General features: G+C 67.3%; 21 protein-coding genes and 1 pseudogene. 21 read left to right on the top strand and 1 reads right to left on the bottom strand.

Annotation, left to right across the window (positions count from 1 at the left end; genetic code table 11):
- The 20 genes and pseudogenes from ACIBTM_RS35640 to ACIBTM_RS35545 form a co-directional block, all read left to right on the top strand.
- Positions 1-891, top strand: coding sequence for a phosphotransferase (locus ACIBTM_RS35640; protein WP_395881541.1), 891 nt, complete (start codon positions 1-3; stop codon positions 889-891).
- A gap of 236 nt (positions 892-1,127) precedes the next feature.
- Complete coding sequence (locus tag ACIBTM_RS35635) at positions 1,128-2,045, top strand: SAM-dependent methyltransferase (protein ID WP_395881540.1); 918 nt, start codon at positions 1,128-1,130, stop codon at positions 2,043-2,045.
- Between the two features lie 89 nt (positions 2,046-2,134).
- On the top strand, positions 2,135-2,746 hold the full coding sequence (locus ACIBTM_RS35630) for a hypothetical protein (RefSeq protein ID WP_395881539.1): 612 nt from the start codon (positions 2,135-2,137) through the stop codon (positions 2,744-2,746).
- An 82-nt stretch (positions 2,747-2,828) separates the two neighbouring features.
- Positions 2,829-3,833, top strand: a complete 1,005-nt coding sequence (locus tag ACIBTM_RS35625) for an ABC transporter substrate-binding protein (RefSeq protein ID WP_395881538.1) — start codon at positions 2,829-2,831, stop codon at positions 3,831-3,833.
- Positions 3,834-3,919: 86 nt separating this feature from the next.
- Positions 3,920-4,810, top strand: a complete 891-nt coding sequence (locus ACIBTM_RS35620) for an SAM-dependent methyltransferase (RefSeq protein ID WP_395881537.1) — start codon at positions 3,920-3,922, stop codon at positions 4,808-4,810.
- Positions 4,807-5,700, top strand: coding sequence for an SAM-dependent methyltransferase (locus tag ACIBTM_RS35615; protein ID WP_395881536.1), 894 nt, complete (start codon positions 4,807-4,809; stop codon positions 5,698-5,700). Before ACIBTM_RS35620 ends, ACIBTM_RS35615 begins: the two co-directional genes overlap by 4 nt.
- Positions 5,697-6,083: a hypothetical protein gene (locus tag ACIBTM_RS35610; protein WP_395881535.1), complete on the top strand. Its 387-nt coding sequence runs from the start codon at positions 5,697-5,699 to the stop codon at positions 6,081-6,083. Before ACIBTM_RS35615 ends, ACIBTM_RS35610 begins: the two co-directional genes overlap by 4 nt.
- 209 nt (positions 6,084-6,292) lie before the next feature.
- Positions 6,293-7,363 (top strand): S1 family peptidase, encoded by a 1,071-nt coding sequence (locus ACIBTM_RS35605; protein ID WP_395881534.1) that lies wholly within the window; start codon positions 6,293-6,295, stop codon positions 7,361-7,363.
- A gap of 159 nt (positions 7,364-7,522) precedes the next feature.
- Positions 7,523-7,804, top strand: a complete 282-nt coding sequence (locus ACIBTM_RS35600) for a hypothetical protein (RefSeq protein WP_395881533.1) — start codon at positions 7,523-7,525, stop codon at positions 7,802-7,804.
- A complete protein-coding gene (locus ACIBTM_RS35595) occupies positions 7,801-8,787 on the top strand; it encodes an SAM-dependent methyltransferase (RefSeq protein ID WP_395881532.1) in 987 nt (328 codons plus the stop codon). The genes ACIBTM_RS35600 and ACIBTM_RS35595 overlap by 4 nt, the downstream gene beginning before the upstream one ends.
- 103 nt (positions 8,788-8,890) lie before the next feature.
- Positions 8,891-10,468: an SAM-dependent methyltransferase gene (locus ACIBTM_RS35590; protein WP_395881531.1), complete on the top strand. Its 1,578-nt coding sequence runs from the start codon at positions 8,891-8,893 to the stop codon at positions 10,466-10,468.
- 69 nt (positions 10,469-10,537) lie between these two features.
- A complete protein-coding gene (locus ACIBTM_RS35585) occupies positions 10,538-11,164 on the top strand; it encodes a hypothetical protein (RefSeq protein WP_395881530.1) in 627 nt (208 codons plus the stop codon).
- Positions 11,165-11,319: 155 nt separating this feature from the next.
- Positions 11,320-11,889 (top strand): hypothetical protein, encoded by a 570-nt coding sequence (locus ACIBTM_RS35580; RefSeq protein ID WP_395881529.1) that lies wholly within the window; start codon positions 11,320-11,322, stop codon positions 11,887-11,889.
- 110 nt (positions 11,890-11,999) lie between these two features.
- Entirely contained in the window at positions 12,000-12,440 is a 441-nt protein-coding gene (locus ACIBTM_RS35575; RefSeq protein ID WP_395881528.1) for a hypothetical protein, read from the top strand.
- A gap of 83 nt (positions 12,441-12,523) precedes the next feature.
- Entirely contained in the window at positions 12,524-13,372 is an 849-nt protein-coding gene (locus ACIBTM_RS35570) for a hypothetical protein (protein ID WP_395881527.1), read from the top strand.
- 4 nt (positions 13,373-13,376) lie between these two features.
- On the top strand, positions 13,377-13,661 hold the full coding sequence (locus tag ACIBTM_RS35565; protein ID WP_395881526.1) for a hypothetical protein: 285 nt from the start codon (positions 13,377-13,379) through the stop codon (positions 13,659-13,661).
- Between the two features lie 2 nt (positions 13,662-13,663).
- Positions 13,664-14,644: an ABC transporter substrate-binding protein gene (locus ACIBTM_RS35560; protein ID WP_395881525.1), complete on the top strand. Its 981-nt coding sequence runs from the start codon at positions 13,664-13,666 to the stop codon at positions 14,642-14,644.
- A 74-nt stretch (positions 14,645-14,718) separates the two neighbouring features.
- Complete coding sequence (locus tag ACIBTM_RS35555) at positions 14,719-15,240, top strand: hypothetical protein (RefSeq protein ID WP_395881524.1); 522 nt, start codon at positions 14,719-14,721, stop codon at positions 15,238-15,240.
- 302 nt (positions 15,241-15,542) lie between these two features.
- Complete coding sequence (locus ACIBTM_RS35550) at positions 15,543-16,064, top strand: hypothetical protein (protein WP_395881523.1); 522 nt, start codon at positions 15,543-15,545, stop codon at positions 16,062-16,064.
- Positions 16,065-16,614: 550 nt separating this feature from the next.
- Positions 16,615-17,105: pseudogene (locus ACIBTM_RS35545) on the top strand ((d)CMP kinase); the annotation flags it as partial.
- A 65-nt stretch (positions 17,106-17,170) separates the two neighbouring features.
- Here the strand turns inward: ACIBTM_RS35545 and ACIBTM_RS35540 are convergent.
- Positions 17,171-20,107: a helix-turn-helix domain-containing protein gene (locus ACIBTM_RS35540; protein WP_395881522.1), complete on the bottom strand. Its 2,937-nt coding sequence runs from the start codon at positions 20,105-20,107 to the stop codon at positions 17,171-17,173.
- A 247-nt stretch (positions 20,108-20,354) separates the two neighbouring features.
- Here ACIBTM_RS35540 and ACIBTM_RS35535 point away from each other — a divergent pair, with 247 nt between their 5' ends.
- Positions 20,355-20,771, top strand: coding sequence for a hypothetical protein (locus ACIBTM_RS35535; protein ID WP_395881521.1), 417 nt, complete (start codon positions 20,355-20,357; stop codon positions 20,769-20,771).
- Positions 20,772-20,960 lie beyond the last annotated feature (189 nt).

The raw sequence follows: 20,960 nt of genomic DNA, 5'->3' as shown, positions 1-20,960 counted from the left end.
GTGGTGACATCTACCCCGGAATCCGCCCTCCGCGCCCTGAGCCACGCGGCCGAGGCCGTTGGCCTGGACGCCAAGCGTGCTTCGCTGATCCGAGACGGCAATAACGTCATGTACGCGCTGCCCGGTGGCATCGTTGCTCGGATCGGCTCACCCGGCGGTAGTCGTTCCGCCGAGCGAGAGGTCGCCGTGTCGCGATGGCTGAACGCTGAGGGTGTTTCCGCCACCCGGACAATCGAGACACTTCCGCAGGGCCTGTGCGTCGATGACCGTCCGGTCACGTGGTGGAAGCTGCTTCCCTCGCATCGTCCGGCTACCCCGGCGGAGCTCGGCGGACTCCTTCGGCGACTACACCAGCTCGCCCCGCCGCAACACCTGAAGCTGCCCAGCCACGACCCTTTTGCCGACATCGGCTGCCGCGTTCGCGACGCGATCTGGCTCGACTCCGACGACCGCATCTGGCTCACGGACCACGAAGAGTCCCTCCGGCAGTCGTACGCCGCGCTGCCGAGCCCAACTGGCCACGATGTCATCCACGGTGACGCGTGGCAGGGCAACGTCGCCGTGCTCGACGATGGCCACGCTGTCCTGCTCGACCTCGAAGCCGTCAGCCTCGGCCGCCACGCTTGGGATCTGGTCCAGATCGCCGTCGACTACACCGACTTCGACCGGCTGACCAAGGACGCGTATGACGGCTTCGTGAACGCATACGGCGGCTTCGACCTGACCCACACAAGCGAGTTTCGCCTCCTCGCCGATATTCAAGAACTACGGTGGCTAGCCTTCTCGCTCAGTAAGGCGTCCTCAGACGCACGGGTCGCTCAGGAATGCCAGCATCGTCTCGCCTGCCTACGAGGCCAGCTTCCACGTCCCTGGACCTGGACCGCAATCTGACCTGCCTCTGGTCTTGGCCGCCCATATTTCGGGAACCCGCAGCGTGCCATCGGGCCCCCTATTCTCACCCAATCAGACTAGAGTGCATGTAACTGACCGTTATTTGCGCAGGTGACAGGCGCGGGTTGCCGATCTATTGCCGGTTGATTGCCGGTGAGATTACCCATTAGATTGCCTGGTCTACACGCCACGCCGTCATCAAGATCACCCCATCACATTTCGAGGGGTTGATGCACGTGGGTTCCAGTGTCGCCACATCGCGGGTGTTGCCGTCAGAGCAGCTGGCGCGTCCAGAGCGGCACAGCCGTGTGCGGGTGATCGACGCGCTGGTTGGCGGCAAGGACAACTACGACGCTGACCGTGAGGTCGCCGGCAAGATCGCCCGCGTGCTGCCGGGCGGGTTCGATGGCGGCAAGCGTGTGTTCACCGAGGATTTCTTGTTCCGGGCGCGGGTATGCCGGATGTTGCTCAACCGCACACAAGTGCGGACTTTCGTGCTGCTCGGTGTTGATCAGCGTGAGACGGCCGCAGCTCCGCTGCACGAACTCATCCATCGGGACGACCCTGATGCGGTCGTGGTCTACGTGGAGCCGGAACCGGACAACGCAAGCCACGCCCGGAACGACTTCGACTCGACGATCAAGGAGCGCGGGCCGTCGATTCGTGTCGTCCACGACGACATCTTTGACCCTGCCTTACTCACCCGCTTGTTCCAGGACCCCAGCATCCCGCTGGAGCGCTCTGAACCGGTCGCGTTGCTGCATTGCGCCACCCTGCCTTTCCTCCCGCTAGGTAGTAACACGACCGCTGCGGACGTCACCGCGGGCCAGATCGACACGCTCGCCGAGGGTTCGTTCTTCGCCGCGAGCCACCTGTGTATCCCTGACGACGTCCCCGCGAGCGCCGCGATCGTGAAGGCCGCGAGCGTTCTCGCAGAGCACAGCTTCGGCACCCGGCATTTTCGCTCGAAAGCGGAGATCACCGCGTTCTTCGCGGGACTGCCGATTGTCGTTCCCGGCCCACTGACAACTCAGTCGACGCTCGTTCCGTGTTCGAAGTGGTACACGGCCGGCCCGCTTCTGGAGCGCTTCGCCGTCGACGAACTCAACGTGGGAGCCCTCGCGCACAAAGGAAGACCCTGGCCGTACGCCTAGCCACCCACATTCCTGAGAAGGCCGCCCGGACCGGCCGTCTCGTCCTAGGGGAGGACATATTGCCTGAACCACTACATTCCACGACACCGGTGGACGACGAGAGTCCGACGTTCCTTCCGGCGCTGGTGCTGTCCGCGACCGAGGAAGAACACCGCGATCACGTGGTCCCTCGTCAGTCCCATCGAGACAGATCAGCGGTAGCGGTCGGTCTTGTGGCCGAGCTCGTCCTTGCCGGCGCTGTGAGCGTCCGCGGCGGACGCGTCGATGTTCTCGACCCTACGGCCATCGAGTACCTGGCCGCGCCGTGCGGCCGCGCGATACTCGCGACCCTGTCACGAAATCTCGATGTCGAGGACATGCTCGCTGAAATCGAGGGGCCCGCCTACACGGTCGCGTGGACAGCGGTGCAGCGGGGACGCGCCGCACGCAAAGGTCTGTTCCGCGGCTGGGTCCTGACGGATCCGAAGTTCACCTTCTTGTGGCGTCGCGTGCTCACCCTCGCTCACCAGAACTGTGTCCCGGAGGACGGCAGGGCCGCCGCGCTCTGGACGATTCTGGCCGAGGCGGGCCTGCATCGCGACCAGCTGGACAAGCCGGGGTTGCAACCGCACAGCGCCTGCCCGGACTCGTTGAGCGGCCTTCTCCTGCGCGGCGACGTGCCCCGCTGCCGGACTTCGTCCCGACGGCGCCTGCACCGCTGACACGGCGCCGCAGTCGTCATCCCTGTTCCCCGCCTGGTCGTGTCCGGCCCGGCGTTCCTTCGTCGATCCCGGAGAACTCCCGATGAGATCTTCCCTCTCGCGTCACAGGCTCGTCCGCACCGGCATTCACGTGGCAGCCGGTGCCGCTCTTCTCGCCGTCACGGCCGGTTGCGGGCTCCTCGGCGGCGACGAGCCGCCTCCTGGCCCGGGTATTCCGGTCAAGGTCGCCGCGATGACGCTGGCGGACGTGGCACCGCTGCACATCGCGATCGACCACGGGCTTTTCGTCCAGCGAGGTATCGCGGTCACGCTGGTCCCGGCCTCAAGCGGCCAGGACGCGCTCACGAAACTCCAGAGCGGCGACGCCGATATCGCCTACGCGGGCGACATCGCCTACGTCAACGCCGTTAACGGCGGTCTCCCGCTGAAGATCGTCGCCGAGGCCGCTGTCGCCGGCGAGAAGACCATGAGAGTCCTCGCCCGCCCGGAGGGACCGGTGCAGACAGTCCCGGACCTGGCTGGGAAGAAGCTCGGCCGCAACGCCGAAGGCGGCGTGAGTGACACGCTGACCAAGTCGCTGATGGCCGACCACGGTGCCGACCCGAATTCGGCGACCTGGGCAAACCTGGAATTCGGGCGCATGGCAGCCGCGGTGACGGCTGGCGATATCGAGGCGGCGTTGTTCCCCGAGCCATTCGCAATAGCTGCGGAGAAACAACAGGGTCTACGCCCGATCGCGGATCCGGCGACCGGTTCGGCGAAAAACTTCCCGATCGGGCTGTACGGCGCCTTAGACAAGTTCGCCGCCGCCAATCCGGGGGCGATCGCCGGTTTCCAGCGAGCTATGCGCGACGCGGCGGCAGCGGCGATGGCGAGCCGGAAGCTGGTTGAGGAGACCGTGGTCAAGCGCCTGAAAGGGATCGACGCCGACACCGCCGCCCTAATGGCCCTGCCGGTGTACCGGAGCGACCCGATCATGACCGAGCTGCAACGTGTCCCGGACCTGATGCGCCGCTACGGCGCGAAGTTCCACTGGCCCATCCAGATGTCCGAACTGATCATCCCTCCCCCACCACCCGGCACGTAGCCACGCCCTTCTACGCCAAGCCATCCAGCGCGTACGTACGTACGTCACTAACGCCGGAATCCTGCGAGACGAAAGCCCCCGCACCAATGCCTGACCACTCCAGCCACGCCGCCACCCCGGCGGCGCCCGTCTGCGGCCGCCCCACGCCGATCGTGTCGCTGGCTGAGGCACGGGTGGCGCTAGCCGGGGTCCGTGGGCACGCCGAGTCCGACGCCGTGGCGTCCATTCTCCGCAGCTGCCGACCCGGGTTGGAGGCGACGATCGCGGCCGAATACCGCGTCCGGAACCAGGTGATCGTCAGCGCCCTCCGTGCGGGCATTCGCCAGTTCGTCGCCCTCAGCCCCGATCTCCCGCCGCTGCGGCTGGCTCACGAGCTTCTGCAGGCAGGCACGGGGTGCCGCGTGCTCTACCTGCTCGACGACAACGAACGGGCGGTCCGGACCCGGCTCGTCACGACCCACAGCCTCACCCGCGACGTCACGTGGTTGTCCTCCACACCCGGGATCGAGCAATGCCTGCGCATGGGACACGGCATCGGTGCGATCAACCTGAACAGGCCACTCTGCGTGGTGGGTTCGACGGCCCTGCAGCACAGCCGCGACCCGCTCGCACTGCTCGCCGGCTTGTGGAACATCCTGCCTTCCGGTAGCTGGGTCGCGGTCAACCAGGTACTTCCACTCGCCTCGGACACGCCGACAGAAACGGGTCATCCGCCGGCCTGCGCTGTATTCCTGCGTCACACACGGACACCACTGATCCTGCGCACCGCACCCGAACTCGACGCCCTGTTCATGTCCCCCTATCCGTGGGACCTCACGGCAGCTGTGCCCTCTCAGATCCGCGACACCCAGGACCGCAGATCGTCACTGTCCACACTGGACTCGTCCTCGACGTTGATCACGCGAGTAGCGGTCCGTCCGCCTCGCACCCGGCCTCACGGACTCGTTCCGGCATACAGGAGCACACCGACCTCATGACCACATCGCCTGACCCGTACTTCCTGACCCCGCATGGGACCGTCCCCGACCTGGACGCTGAAACCGACAACCCGACCATCGGCCGGATCAATGGCTTCTTCCTCGACGAGGCCTTCAGCGTCCGATCCGATGGAGTGTTCGCCGCGGACCGGGACCTGGCAAAGCGGATCGACGCCGACGTGCCCGGCTACCGCTGGTGGGTGCTGGCGCAGCAGCGCTTCCTCTACGACGTCATCGCGTTCGCCGCCGAGGAGCGAGGGATCAGCCAGTTTGTGGTCCTGCGCGCCCCGCTGCCCCTCGGCCCGGAGAAGAAGACTCCGCACACCCACGCCAAGGCATACCTCCGCGCGCCCAGCACGGTGCTGATGGCTCGCGAAGAGATGCTGTTCGGCCATCAGCACACGGCCCTGGCCATGCTGGAGGAGGAACGAGCCGCCGCGGTCACGGCCGCGGTCCACGAAGTCCACCGGCCGCTGCACCTGCTCCATGAGCGTGGCGGCTGGTCGCTGGACCTCACGACACCGGTGGGCCTCACGATGGTCGCCGATCCGGCGCACTGGCCTGGTGACGTCACCGCCCTGATCCGCGCCTACCACGAGGAGCTCCCTCCCGGCAGCGTGATCGGGGTGAACACCCTCGGCACCGCGCCCCCGGGGAGTGCGGCCACCGCCGCGCTCGATGACCTGGCCAGGCACCTGGCGTTGACACCCGAGCCACAGCTGACCCCGCGACCCCAGGCTGAGGTCGAAAGCTGGTTCGCCGGCACCGGCTGGACGCTCGAACCCCCCGGAGTCGCGCCGGTGTCGCACTGGTGCGGCCCGCAACCTGCCGACATCACGGGTCCCGAACTTCCGGCGTGGGGCGTGATCGCGACGAGGGACGCATCGTGACGACATCGACCGTGACCGTTCAAGACGCCGCGCACTCCCAGCCCGCGCACGCCGCGTGGATCGCGGATCTCGTCGACCACGCCGCAATCGACCTCCCGCGCCGGCTGACCGAGGTCGCCGACGCTGGCGCCTTGGACCGTGAGGACGCCGGAGAGTGGCTCTCCAGCCTGCTCGGCCGCCGGATCGAGCACCGCACTTCGCTATCGGAGCATCTGTTCGTCGACGTGACCACCCACCGAGCGGTCCGGCTCGTCCTCATCAGGCGTGATACCGGCGTATCGATGTTCTACATGGCGCAATCCCCCGGCACCGGCACCGAGACGGACTTCTACCGGCAGCTCGTCGACGCCGCCCGGTCCGACGCGGCCGCCGGCGACAGCTGAGTCCACCGCCCGGAACGACAGGCCACCGCGTGCGGAGCCTCGTGTCGTCCGGAAAGGACTGTCCACTGTGGCTGCGCGAGGTGCGGCGAGCACCGCGCCGTGTGGCCGACGTCGCCGCACACCGCCACCGCGGACATCCGGCGGCCCACAGTCGCGCTCCCCGCACGCCCGCGGAGAGCGTCAGGAAGCACTATCAGAGAAGGGAAACAGTGACAGCAACAAGTTCGAGAGCCCGCCGCCGTGGCGGGTTGCGCGTCGCCGTGGCCGCCCTGGCGGCGTTGTTCGCCACCGGCTTCGGCGCTGCGCCGGTCGCTGCCGCCGACGGCGGGAACCACGGTGCGGCCACGGCCGTACCCGCCAGCACCACCAACCCGGCCGCCCCCGACACCGGAGGCGACGATGTGTCGCCGATGATCGTCGGCGGCGAACGGGCCCCGCAGGCCTACGCCGGTGCCGGGTCGATCCAGTCGAAAAAGAACGGCGTCCCGGACTGGCACTCCTGTGGCGGCGCGCTGATCGCCCCTCGGTTCGTCGTCACCGCCTCGCACTGTCTGACCAAACAACCGCCCGCACCACAGCGCGCGGACAAGGCAGGCGAGCTGGCATGGCAGGCATTCCAGCAGGCACCGCCCCCGCAGCGGGCCGGAGTGGGGACACAGGCGGAACCGCACGATCCGTCGCAGTACACGCTGCGGATCGGGTCGACCAACCGGTTCCACGGTGGCGTCGTCACCCGGGTCCGGTCCATTTCCACTCCGACTGGGTGGGAGTGGGGCATGCCGGACCAGGACGGCTACATCTGGGACATCGCGCTGATCGAGCTCGATCGTGCGATTCCGTCCTGGCTGGTCAAGCCGGCGAAGCTGGCCTTGCCGCGTGCGGGGCAACCGGCCCGGGAGATCGGGTGGGGTGTACGTGAGGCGGATCCGGCCCAGTGGGGTGCTCCGGCACCGGCGTGGTTGCACCAGCTCGACGTCCCGATCGCCCTGGACGGTGACTGCGCCCAGGCGGGCATCGGTCGTGGCGAGATCTGCTTGGGTACCGCCCCCGGGGGAGGCACCGCGTGTGCCGGGGACTCCGGGAGCGGCGCCCTGCAGCGGCACGGGCGCGACTGGGTCCTGATCGGGCTCGCGTCGCGGTCGCATACGCAGGCCTGCGTCAGCTCCACGATCTACACCAAGGTCGCGGAGCCGCGCTTCCTGTGGTGGATGATCCGCACCATGCACCAGCGTGACCCGCACACGCAGGTCACGCAGACGGATCTGACGCTCGCGGGCTGATAGTGGCGCGGGTCGGTGACCGTCCGGTTCGGACGGTCACCGACCCGTCGTCCACGCCTACGTCATCGAGAACCTGCGCATGGTCGCGAACTCGCGCATCCACCACCAGCGTTCGACTGCCCCTGGCTTCACCCTCACAGTGACATCAAAGGATTTTTCGTGTTCACCCTTGTCCGGCAGGCCGTTTCACGCGGTGACACCGTCTGCCCCGACCATGCCCGTCTCAGGTCTCACACCAGTCGGCAGGCCGTCGCCAAGCTCCACGCCGGCGTCGACCAAGCCGTCGGCGAAGCCGATCCGTCCGGCCGGGCGGCCGACGTCACCGACACCAGCGGACCGATGGCAGAGCGCGGATCGGCCGGTCACTGGTCCGCTGTCGCTGTGATGCCCGGTCACCGCGCCGCAGGGGCGATCGCCGTGACGGCGGGCGATGCCGCGTGAACCTCGAAACCGCCCCGTTTGTGGAAGGCCGCGGGCCCTACTGGCCGGACGCCTGCACGACCTCGGACCAGGCCTGCCCGACGGCCTACTCCGGCGAGGACCGGGTCCGGATGCAGCGCCGGTGGCCGGGGATCCCGGTGGTGTGCCGGTGTCATCCCCACCCGGCCGGGGTCAAGGCCGCGCTCCTGCACCCGGGGACACCGTTGGCGAACGAGTGCGACCGCCGGCTCGCGGACGAACTCACCCGGATCGCCCCCCACTCCCGGCAGGCTGTCATCGACAGCGACGCGTTCACCGCCCGCGTCATCCGCCACGCACTGGCTGAGGGCATCACCCAGTTCCTCGACCTCGGCTCCGGGCACATCACCACCAGCGCCGCACACGCCGCGGTCGCCGCGCACCCCGCGGCCACGATCGTGCACGTCGACCACGATCCACACGTCGACGACCACAACCTGGCTTATCTCACCGAAAACCCCATCCTGGCGACACGGCCGCGGACCCTCATCCACGGCAACGCGTTCGCCATCGGCACCCTACTGACGTCCCTCTACCGCACCGGCACGCTGGATCCCTCGCGACCGGTCTGCGTGCTGCTGATCGACATCCTCTACTACCTCGAAGCCGCGAACGACGCCCGCTCAGTGATCCGGCGCCTGGTGAAGCGTCTCCCACCCCGCAGCTGGATCGCGGTCACCCATCTCACCAACCGGGCCTTGCCCACAGTGGACAGTCCAGTCTGCCAGGCCGCGCTGCGCCGCGACACCGATCGCTGGTGCCAGGCAATGGCACGGTGCGTCCCACCGCACCCGCAAGCCAGCAGCCGCAACGAGTTCGCCCGCCGGATCGCCGACCTGGAACTCCTCCCGCCCATGATCACCACCACCAGCAGCTGGCCCGAGCCCGACACCACCCTTCGCGCGCTGGCGCCCTACACCCTCGCCGCCGTCGGACGTGTCCCCGAACCCACCACCGCCGCATGAACCCACCACGCGTCCGGCCCTGCCGCCACACCGGCAAGCCCCCGCGCCACGCCGGTCTCCTCACCGCGCAGCACTCGATCCTCGCGACGGCGGGAGGCCGGTCATGATCCCGGCTACAGGGCCACGGCGAAACGCGCAGGTGCCGTACTGGGGCGATACGTGCCCGCGCCCGCTCGGGTGCTGCAAAGGCCTTCACACTCCCGGTCACCGCGCCTACTACCAGAAGTACTGGGGCTACGTTCCGGCGCGGTGCGGACAACGCCCGCACCCCGCCAGGGTCGACGACGCGCTCCGCAACGGCACGCTCGCCTCCCCGAAAGACCGGCAGCTGGCCCGCGAGCTGATGCACATCTCCCCTGCCGCGGCCGTTGCGATCAAGGAACGCGACAGCTTCACCACACGCGTGGTCGAAGACGCGCTCGCCGAGGGAATCACCCAGTTCCTGGACCTGGGTCGCGGATTCATCAGCCACAGCGCCAGCTACGCGGCGCTGGCCGGTGCGCGAGGCGCGGGCGGCACACCGAGCCTGGTCCTGGTGGACAACGACGCCAACGTCCACGACCACAACCGTGGGTGTCTCGGCCAAGCCACCCACCTCGAACGCCCCTTCGCGACCGCAGTGCGCGGGAACGCCTTCGCGGTCGACACCATGCTCAACGACCTCCGCGACACACAACTCGTCGACCTCGACCGGCCGGTCTGCGTCCTGCTGGTCGACCTCCTGCACTACCTCGAACGCCGCCGCTCGCCGCTGACTGTCATCCGGCGGCTCACGACACGCCTGCCGCACGGTAGCTGGATCGCGATCACGCACCTGACCAACCAGCCCCTGCTGCCGGATATCCCACCACCTGCGCGCGCCGCGCTGCGAGACGACACAGCCCGCTGGTGCCGTGCCCACGAACGATGCGTTCCCCCGCACCCCCGATCGTGCAGCCCGTCCACGTTCGCCGACTGGATGGCCGACCTCGAACTGCTCCCGCCCGGGGGCATCACCAGCCAGGCCTGCTGGCCCGAACCGGACACCACCCACGGCCCACACCCGCACTTCACCCTCGCCGCGGTCGGCCGGGTCCCCAGCGCGAGCCCCCGGCGACCCCGCTCACCACGCACAGCGCGCCGCGCCGCCGCGCGGGACATGCTGGCCGGCGTCATCGCCGACAGCGACGTGCCCTTCGAGGAGTTCGCGGTCTCCGCCGACCAGTCCCCAGCCCAGCTCCGTCGTGTGCTGAACGGCCACGGGCGCATCAGCCCGGACCTCGCCTACGCCGCCGCCCGGCGCTACGGGATCGACCCGCACGCCCTGCTGACCCTGCAGGACCACGCCGAGCTGGCCACCATCACCGCCCGACGAGAGCACACCGCCACCACCAGCGACTCACCACCGGTGGCAGGCCAGCACACACTCGACGTCGATGACTCGGACTCGGCGGTCGACGTGCTCCACGCTCTCATCGCCGCCACCGGGTTAAGCCGCCATGCGTTCGCCGAAACGCTCGGATACGACCGCAGCACCCTCACCAAGACTCTCTCCGGCCGCCATTACGTCACCGCCTCACTAGCCCTCGGCCTCGCCCACCGCTACGGCATCGACGCCGCCGACCTCCTCGCCCGCCAGGCACGCCATCAGATCGCCGTGGCCGCCGAACGCGCCCAGCCAACGGAAGCGCCACCCAGCTGACACCCGCCACACCCACGCCGCCCAGTCCTCACCCATCTCCGCCTTTGGCGGCACACAAGAGAGAACACAGTGAACGACCCTGGCCCGCACATCCCCAACCCGGACACCACCGACGACACGCAGCCAGATGCGACGCGTGCTGACGAAAAACCCCGCCGCCGGACCAGCCGCACCGCAGTCCGCGTGTTCCTCGCCGTGTGCTGGGGAGTCGCCCTCGCCACACCCGCCGGGCTGGCGACCTGGAGCGGCAAGTACTACCTGCCGATGCCCTGGTGGCCGGTCGTTGTCCTGGCGGCAGGTCTCGCCGGGATCGCGTCGGGATGGGCGCTCGGGGGCATGTCGCTGTTCCGTCACCCGTGGCTGTTCTCGAGTACGTGCGTGGTCCTGGTGTTCACCGCTGCCTCGCTGGCCGTAGCAAGTCAGCCCGCGGACATCGGATTCGCTCCCGACACCTGGGCCGGGGTGCGGGACTACCGCCGCGGCTGCCTGGCCGGCACCGAGTACACCGACCGGGCCGCGCAGCTCAGCATCACCACCGACACCGTCATTCTTGTCGGCTCGCAGGGCGGGGTGTTGCGGTTCACCAGAACCGACGACGGCTGGCCGTCCTCGGCCCGCGCCGAGATCTTTGGTCGCGGCGTGGTACCGAGCGACCGAGCCACCCGTCTCGCTCTGGCCGCCGCCGGCTGCGACTGACCCGGCGGCACTCAACGACACAAGTGCTGCCCTGTGCCTAATTGCCCACCGGCCCCATCACCGGCATTCGCAGGTGGAGCACAACGACAAGACGGACCCCGGGCCACGCCTGCGCAGTTCCTCCACCCTTCCCCGTTACGAGACAGACGAAAGCCATGACCTTCCTCAACACAGTATGTGCCCGGCTCCACGCCGTCATCGACCGGAGCCTCACCTCCAGCCACGCGATGTTGCCGCCGCCGGACGACGGCACCGTGGACCCGCTGCTCGCCTACTTCCAGTGGCGCGGCTGGACGATCGTGGACCGCGACACCGACACCGACGCGGTGCTGAGCTATCCCGAGAGCTTCCACGGCGCGCTCGACACCGGTGATCGCCGCTCCGTCGCGCTGGACGACAACCTGCAAGAACTCGAAGTCAAACTGGTTCGTCGCGGTGAACACTGGTTCGCTCAGTTCTCCTCGTGCGGGGCGCTGATCGGCTGCGACCGGCATCGCAGCGTCCCCCTCACGATGGGTGTCCACGCCTTCCCGTTCACCGCAGTACTCGGTGGCCTGGAACGTCAGGCGCGTCGCCGCCGACCACGCGCGATCGCGCACTGCCTGCTCTTCGGCGCGTGCAGCAGGCTCCACACACCCAGCCAGCCCTGCCCGGTTCCCCTGATCATGCCCGGAGAACCCGCGACGCTGCACGTCCTGCCAGACCACGGCGAGGGCGCGGAGTAGATGAGCCTCGAACTGGACACGACCTGCTTCCCCGTCGACTACGGAGGCGCGGACCAGCGGTTACGGCTTCTGGCCCCATCCCGATGACAACCAGCTACCAAGGAAAGCCCGTGCCCGACACTCCAGCCCACCAACTGTTGCGCGACATCCGGGAGCAAGCCGAACTCACCAAGAAGGATTTCTCACTCTCCCTCACATATTCCACCGCACACGTCGGCAAAGTTCTCGCAGGCGAGATGTCGATCAGCCCCGAGCTCGCCTACCACGTGCAGGAGGAATACGGGGTTCCGGCGATGAAGTTGCTGATGCTTCAAGCTCGCGCACAGCTGGAGCACATCGCCTCGGACAAACCGAAGGACCGCAGCAATCCCAACACCGCCAACCGAGTCAACCTCGACGAGGACGCCGTCGAGAAAGCCTCACGCGACGGCATCTCCATCGCGACTATCGCCGCGGCACTCTCGGTGTCACACGGCACGATCTGGCGCATCCTCCACCGGCGACAAGTACCCATGCGTGCCCATTCTCGGAAACACGCACCCAATCCGTGACCACCACGGCGTCGAGCCACGCACGCTCTCTGACTACCGCGCTCGACGAAGACCGCACGGCCGTCGACGAAGGGACAGAATTGATGCCTACCGACCGGGATCCGATCGACCATCCCACCGGCAAGTCTCCCGAGGACACCTCGTCCTGCGGCAGACAGGGCGTTACGGCCGTGACCGACACGGAATCTCTGCAGCTGGACCGCATGTTCGTCAACTTCGATCACGGTGGCGCGTCGACCGACCAGTCCGTCGACTACCGCATGGAAGGCCTGGTAGAGCTGGTGGGCGCCGACGGCCGGTGGCCCGATCTCGGAATCATCGCCGAAACCAACTTCTGGCGGTTCTTCGGCAGCCGCGGCCAGTGCGCGGCTGAAGTCGCGCTCAACACCGCCGCCAGGGACCGCAGCTACGTCGTGAAGATCGGGTCCCTGCCCCGCGAGCGGGGCGAGATCGGACCCGCGCTCCTCTACGACGCCGCCACCGTTCACGTCCACGAATGGCACGGCGACCCGAGCGCCCCCGGGTTCCTCGAACGTAACCGCAACCTCGCGGTCGCCGCACCGCGAGACCTCCCAGAGCACAAGATGGACCTGTTCGGCACCCACGACCACCCCTTCGACTGCCGGGCGCTGGACTACCTGTGCGGACGGTGGATCACCGACCGGCGTGTCGGTGGTGTCGGCTTCAGCCACGTCGGCGAACTCGACGGCGTCTACACACCCACGAACTTCCCTGCACCCAACGCCGCCCGCCCACCCAGATCGACGGCGCCGTGCTCAACGCCCAAGCCGCGGCGATGCTCGTACCCGGCAGCGGGCAGGTCCACGAACCGGCCGAACCCGCCACGCTGCCGCCGGGCCGCGTGTGGCGGAGAAACGATCACAAGCGGTTCTCCTTCACCCTCCAGTTCACCGCCGACGGCGACAGGCTGATCAGGTGACGTTGACCGGCGTGATCGTCAGGGCCGTCATGGTACTTCTGGCCGTCCTCGTCGTCGCCGTACTCGCCGTCGGCGGGGTTCTCCTCTGGTACATCGCCGACGCCGAGCGCCGCTCCACCCGCGAGTTCACCCGGATCTACAGCCCGCTGCCGCCGCTGAAATCCGGACAGTCGGACACCGACCCGGACGGACCCGCCGGTCACCCGATCACGCCGATCTACCTGGCCACTACCCCTACATCGAACCCTGTCGCTGACTCCCGACCCCGGAAGGACCGCTGATCATGGTCACTGTCGCTCGCCGGTTCACCGCTGTCCTGCACGTCGTTCTGGTCATCGGGACGACGCTGCTTGCCACTGCAGGCTGCGCGCCGGCGTTCTCGCCCGAGCACCCGCTGGCCATCCGTGTCATCGTCGGTCCGGACCTCGACACGCTGCCCTTGCGGCATGGGATCGAGCGCGGCTATTTCGCCGCCGAAGGCCTCACCGTCACCACGATCCCGGAGCCCGACCCCTACACCGGGTTGCACACGCTCGTCGACGGCGGCGCCGACATCGCCTTCGGCGGCGGGACCGTCGTGGTCGAGGCCGCCTACCGCGGCCTCGACGTGAAAATCCTCGCCGAAGCCGGGTGGCTCGGCGACCGGGCCGCGGCGATCGTCGTCCGCGGCGACGGCACGATCCCCGATCTGGCCGCCCTCGCCGGCCACACCATCGGCGCACCGTCCCCCGGCTCCCAGGACCGCATCCTCGCCCACGCGCGTCTGGACAACGACTCCGGCGCAGTCCCCAGCGACCACGTCCAGTGGGTGCCCATGGACCCGCCGGACCACACGGCGTCCCGGCTCGCACACAAGGATGCCGACGCCGTGGTCTTGCGGGAACCGTGGCTCACCGACGCCATCCACGCACACGGTTTCACCGCGCTCGCCTACCTCAGCGACACCAGCCTCCTCCACCCGACCTCGACCTACGTCGCCACCACCGCCTGGGCCGAGCAGCATCCCGGCGCCGTCACGGCTTACCAGCGGGCCCTGCACCAGGCCGCCCGAGACCTCCGGACTGACCGGGCCGCCCTCAACGCCCTCGCCGTGCGCCACCTTCGCATCACCCCGGACACCGCCGCCCGCCTGGGCATCCCCCTCTACCCGACCCACGGGCCCTCGGTCTCGCAGCTGCAGCGCATCCCGAACCTCATGCACCGCTACGGGATCCTCGCCGAGCCGTACCGCATAGCAGCCCTGGTCGTGTCCCCTGACCCGTGAGGCAGAAACCTGTTCCCGGTCTGCGCTTCGACCGACATAACTGTTGTCCATTCAGGACTCTCGGAAGGGAAGAGATGGTGGAGCCGCCTCACGACGTCGAAATCCAGTTGCTGGAGGAGGGGATTCGCGAAGCCGTGCGCACCGGGGCCGACTTCGTCGTGGTCCGGGGTCCCGCGGAGATCACGATTCCGCTCGTGGACGACTGGGCTACCGAGAACAGAGACCTGTGGGATACCCACCTCCGCGTCGACCTGTACACCTATGCCTACCGGCGAACGGTGGTGGCCATCTGGACAGTCGCGGCGAACCTGCTCTCCGCGGTGAGCGACTGGCGGTACCGTCCACGAACGACGCGGATGCGCGCCGCCTGGTACCGCAGGATTGTGCAGCAGCGGACGGTTCTGCTGCGCCTGCACAACGCGCACGGCGCACCGGCGGTGCGCTGGTTCAGCGGCGGAGCCCCAGGAAGCCTCGTGATCGTCACAGCCCGCACACGACTCTGGATGGCGAACGAAAAGGTGATCTGGGTCGACCTCAGACCTGGGTACCTCAGTGAAGGACCGTCACCGCCGTGGCCAACCACGCTCGACACATGAGCAGCAATCAAGAGACCGCTCAACCGGATCGTCAGGTCGGCGCCGGTCCTCCAGGCACAACACGCCGCCTGCATTCCTCGGTCCCGGCGGGCTTCTCACGGGTAGGTCCGCGTCGTCGAGAGCGGCGCAGAACACACGGTCACCCGGATCGTCGAGCCGGACCAGCCGATCGAGCCGCACCGCTCGAAACAGACCACGACAACCCGCCCTGCCGTTCGCCGCCGATGGCGTCCACAACCCCCGAGAACCGACGTGACCACTCGACGCCGCACCGAACACGATCCCGACGGAGGCACGACCCGATGACCGAAACGGAGCTGATCGAGTTCCTCCAGCAGTGCATGATCGACGGCTCCGACCTGCCAACCGAACCATGCGTGAACGTGCCGCCGCGCTACCAGACCGCGGACGACCGCCCCGACGACAAGCCGTGCCGCCTCTGCCCGGAGCCCGCCCGAACAGCACACCGCATCGACACCCCGACCGGCGAACGATGGCTCAACCTATGCCCGGCACATTCGACGGCGGTCTCTCATCTCACCCGACACGCAACCGTTCAACCTGCGGAAAGTCACCACCCGCCACCAGCCGGAGAGTCAACCCGGGTTGACACGCTCGAAAGCGTCTGCACCGTCTGCTCACAGCCGATGAACCGGCCCGTCGCGGTCTTCACCGCCGACTGGCCCGCCGGCCGTGACGAGCAACGCCCCTGCTCGCCGCGCTGCGCCACAGCTCTCCTCGCACGATGGGCCCGCCACATCGACGACGCTGGCCCGCGGCAAGACCGCTCACCCACGGCACCACCAGAACCTGACGACCGGTAGAGCCAACCGGCCAACCGTCGTCATGCACCACGGCGTCGGCGAGGCCATGCGGCCCGGGCCGCACACCCAACACCCGGTCCACGAGCACCGCACGCGACGGCTCCCCCACTCTCCGGGGAGACCAACCAGGTGCGGGCAGCACGTACCCATCACCACGCCGCCCGGCATCGGCGCCCGCCGAGTCCGGCACACCGAGAAGGAGAAACATGCAGCACACCACACTGTTGGCGGATTCGGATATCAGAACATCCGGAATCGGGCGGTGAACGTCGTGATGTCACGACGTCGATGTGGGCCGCTTCGCGAGTTCGGCCGCGTAGCTAGCGTTGCTGGTGTTGGCGATCTACAGCCTGCACTACCTCGAAAGCGGCAAGATCTACCGAACCATCGCAGCCGAAGCACTACACCGAAAACTCCGCGCCGACGCCACCCACGCGATCGACGCCCTCTGCGAAGAACTGCTCGCTCGCCAACAGCTGCCCTGCCAACATCCCGACCCCGGACCGATCCGCACCAGACGCACTAACGATGAGCCTCGGTCACGGGCCTTGTCTCCGAACTGGCCAGGATCCCGGTCGTGTGCCAGCATGCCACCGACCTCATCCGAAAGTGGGCCGCCGAGCACTCTCCCTGTATCATCGAAGGACGTGACATCGGCACGGCCGTGTTCCCGCCGCACCCGTCAAGTTCTACCTGGCCGCGACACCCGAATGCCGCGCGGACCGTCGTGTACGGCAAGAACCTGGGCTGCCCCACGCGCGACGGTCCTGCACGACATCATCCGCCGCGATTTCGCGGACGCAGCGCGCGATCGCACCGCTGGCGCCCGCCGACGACGCCATCAAGATCGACACCACCAACCGTACCGTCGAGCAAGTCGTCCACCGCATGGCGCACGTCTACCGCGGCCGACGCGACCTGGACGCGTCGATCGCCAGGCTCCGGCATAACTCCCCGGCGCGACCGTCCACTAACGACAGAGAAAGACGAAAAGCGGAGCACCGGCCCGAGACGCCGACAACAATAGGCATCCTCTATTGACAGCCAGCAAGGCAGCGACTCGAACTACGCTTCTCGTCGCAATAGAGCAGCGATGGCACCATTGCTCACTCACACGGTGAACGATAGGCGACTCCCGGGAAGTAGCTTACCCATTCACTCTCGGCTATTTTTGCATACACCTTGCCACAGACAGCCATTGCCGCACGCTCAGGGTCGAGTACCCACCGCCATACAATGGAAACATCAGGATCAGGGCCAGTGCCCACAAGCGTTTTCCCGTCGGATTCAAATCCAAGCGATGCGATAACACCAGTCTTTCCAGGAACAACAATGTTGTGCAGGACCACCTCCGGGTTCCGGGTATTTCGAATGGTCACACGTCTATCAGCGCCTGCGATAGCAATGAGGTTCACACTCGGGGCGATCGCGGCCGTATCTATCCTTAGCGCACCAGGGCCAGCAGATGCGGCTTCACGCGGTTTGTACAAGTTTCGCATGTCCCAGATGGTGAGGCCGTGATCTTCCTTGGTTACACCAATATCCCCGTTGACCAGAAGGCCACTCCCAAAAAGGATAGTTCTTGCGACACCGAGAGCTCCCGCTTGCCGCGGCTTTTCGGGTTGGCCGACGTCCCACACTTGTACCGTTTTTGTCGAGCCTGAATAATTGTCGGTGCCACACTCAATTACAGCACCTCGTGTTCCCGCGAAGCGGGCGTCCATCACTCTGCCCGGCTCCCTAGCGAGCTGGTCAGCGCAGAATATTGTGCTCACATGCCGGGGTTGACGAGGATCGCTAAGATCCCACAGTTTGACCGAGTCACCTGACATGACAGGCAAGCTGGGACGCGACATTTGATCAATCGTAATGAGAAGGCGGCCGTCGGAACTTAAGTCTCCAACCTCGACCGGCGTCGGAAGCGTAGACATTTCTTCAGGCTGGGCAGGACGTCTAGTATTCCAGATCCGGACTACACTGCTATGCCGCGGTCCCTCGCCGGTCATCGCGATGTGACCATCGGCGCTGATACTTGCATACGGGCCGCCTCGAAGTGTTCCCTGCATCGTCAAAGCTTGGTTGGCGAACCGCCATATCTGCGTGCCTTTCGTGTGAGCTGACCAGTGGAGGACGGTCCGTCCATCACTCGTCACGCTCGCGCGTGTCGGAGTGGCGTTGTCCTCGGGCACCAGCGCGTCACTGTCGGCGGCTGCGGCGATGAGTCCATCAAGTGTGGGCGGGGACGGGGCCATGCGATACGCGGCCAGACTCAACTGCGCGGCAAGTTCGGGATTCGTCCGGGATAGTTCGCCGATGCTAGCCAGCGCCTTCAGCACGATTGTCGTTACACGTTCGCGATTGGCTTGCCGCTGGGCATGTGTGGCGTATGCGGCGATGGAAACCGCCAGCAGCAGCACCGCAGCGAGTACTGCGAGAAGTTGGCGTTGCCGGCGGACTACTCGCCGTTTCGCGTGACGCTCCGAGGTGTCAGCAGCAATGCTCGCGTTAAGGAATTCTCGTTCTTTGGCACTGGGGTGACCACCGTGGTCAACCCAGTCACCCACGACGGCGAGGCGGGTACCGCGGAGCAGCACACTGGGATCGCGGTTGTGCCGGCGCCACGCAGCGGCGGCGTCGGTGAGTTCGCGATGAATTCGCTGGCCGTCGCGATCCTCCGCCATCCAGGCGGCCAGGCGCGGCCAGGCTTTGATCAGCGCTTCGTGAGCAAGTTCGAGACTGCCCTCGCTGCGCGTCAGCAACCGGGCTTGTGTGAACTGATGCACGACCTCCGCGAGGACAGGGTTGTCGTCCAGTTCTTCCGTGCCGATCTTGCGTTTGGTGTCCTCGGTTCCTTCGCCTAGTGCGATCAACCGCAGGAACAGGTCGCGGGCGAGGGCTTGCTGGTGATCATCGAGCGCAGCGAAGGCGGCTTCAGCAGTCTTCGCCAGGGCGCCGTCGAATTCTCCGGAGGCCTGGAACCCGGCCAGGGTGAGTGTGTTGCCTTTGCGACGTCGCCAGGTTTCCAGCAGGGCGTGGGACAGCAGCGGCAGTACACCGGTCCGGCCGTGAGTCTGTGTAACGAGGGTGGTCAGCAGAGCGCTCTCCACAGCGCAGCGGGCTTGCTGGGCCGGCTGGGTGATGACCAGGCGCAGCTCGTCGCTGGTCATGGGGCCGACGGTGACTTGGGCATCTTGAAGTGCTTCGGTGAGATCGGTACGCAGCGCGCACTGTGGGTAGAAGTCGGCACGCACGCCGATCACGACGCGACAGCGGCTGCTCGCGGCCGATGTGGCGGTCAGCAGCATCGTGATGAAGTCGGACCGTTCGCGCTCGTCCTGGCATACCGTGAACAGCTCTTCGAACTGGTCGACGACGATCACGACCTCCGCATTGGGTGGCTCCGCCACGAGCGCTTGGCGAACCAGCCTGTGCAGGCCGCGCTGCTCGCTCGTCAGCTCGCCGCGCACAACACTCGGCCAGCTGCCAGTCGCCGCCGCAAGCTGAATCGCGCACTCCTCCAGCGGATGGCCCCCGGGGGTGAAGACGATGACCTTGGAAGCCAACCGTGGCACCAGGCCAGCCCGGAGGAGGGACGATTTCCCGGATCCCGACGGGCCGAATACAGCGACGAAGCGCTGGACCGTGATTCGGCGGAGCAGGTCTTCGGTGAGCCGCTCCCGTCCGAAGAAACGGCCTGCGTCGCCACCGCCGTAGGGACGCAAACCCACATACGGCGCCGCCTCGTCATCCTCTGTCGGCAGCCCGGTCGTCGACGCCGCCAGCTCCGCAGCAACCGAACGCCATCGCCGGTCCCACTTCTCGACGTCGCCACCGCATGCGCGCACATACGCCAGTGTGACCTCGAGACTCGGCAACCGGCGCCCACCCGCCGCGTCCGACAACGTCGTTGACGAGTAATGCACCCGTCTCGCTAACTCGCGGTACGCCGGGCCACCAGCCGTCTTCCGCAGCTTCCGCAGGTCAGCGGCGAATTCAGCAAGGGCTGAACCATCCGGTTCCAGTGGCCGCTCCGCACGCGGCATATTCCGTCACCCCCTCCCCAGGGTCGGTGACCGATTGTCCGGTCCTTGATGTCCGGCGTCCAGTCCCCGGCACCGGCCAACGATTCCCGCCTAGAACGGTCCCCAGCACCTCGGCATTCGTGGGGGATGGCGAGATGCCCAGCACCAACCGGGACTGGCCAACACCGGTCCTGCACCGCAATCAAGAAATGAGGGACACCTGATGACATCCGCCATTACGAGCTCGACACGAGCTCGAAGCAAGCTTGTGCTCAAGCTGGTCACAGCAGGCGCTGCGCTCGCACTCGCCGCCCCGGCCCACGCGGCGGCATCAACCGCCGAACCCACACCGAACACGGCCTCGATCAGCGAAGCATCGTCACCGGCCGCCGAGTCGCCGGTGACGATCGCGGCCCAGTACGAATGCGGGCTGCTCACCTGCAGCTACGTGTTCACCAAGGGGGTCACCAACACGATCGCCTCCGCCGACCCCAGGGAGGTCGGCGAACTGTGCGCTCGGATTCCCAGCCCCGGGAACGTCGCCTGCGCCGCAGGTGTTGTCATCGTCATCGGGACAGCGAAAGTGGCCAGGAGCCGCGGCCAATGCCTGAAAGTCAACTGGACCCGGCACGTCATCCCACCCCCGTGGTGGACCTCCGTCGACGGCAGCTCCCGCTGCCGCTGACCTAACCAGGCCAGCTCCCGGCGCTGCATCGCCTCGATGCGGTTCCGGGAGCTGGACGCCGGACACCTAGGTCCGGACAATCGGTCACCGACCTTGGGGAGGAATGGTGGGAGATGCCGCGTGCTGAACGACCACTGGAGCTGGACGGGTCACCGCTCTCAGAATTCGCCGCCGACCTGAGGAAACTAC

The sequence above is a fragment of the Amycolatopsis sp. NPDC049868 genome (assembly GCF_044461365.1).
In the GTDB taxonomy this organism is placed as follows: Bacteria; Actinomycetota; Actinomycetes; order Mycobacteriales; family Pseudonocardiaceae; genus Amycolatopsis.
This window is presented reverse-complemented; position numbering and strand designations above follow the sequence as displayed.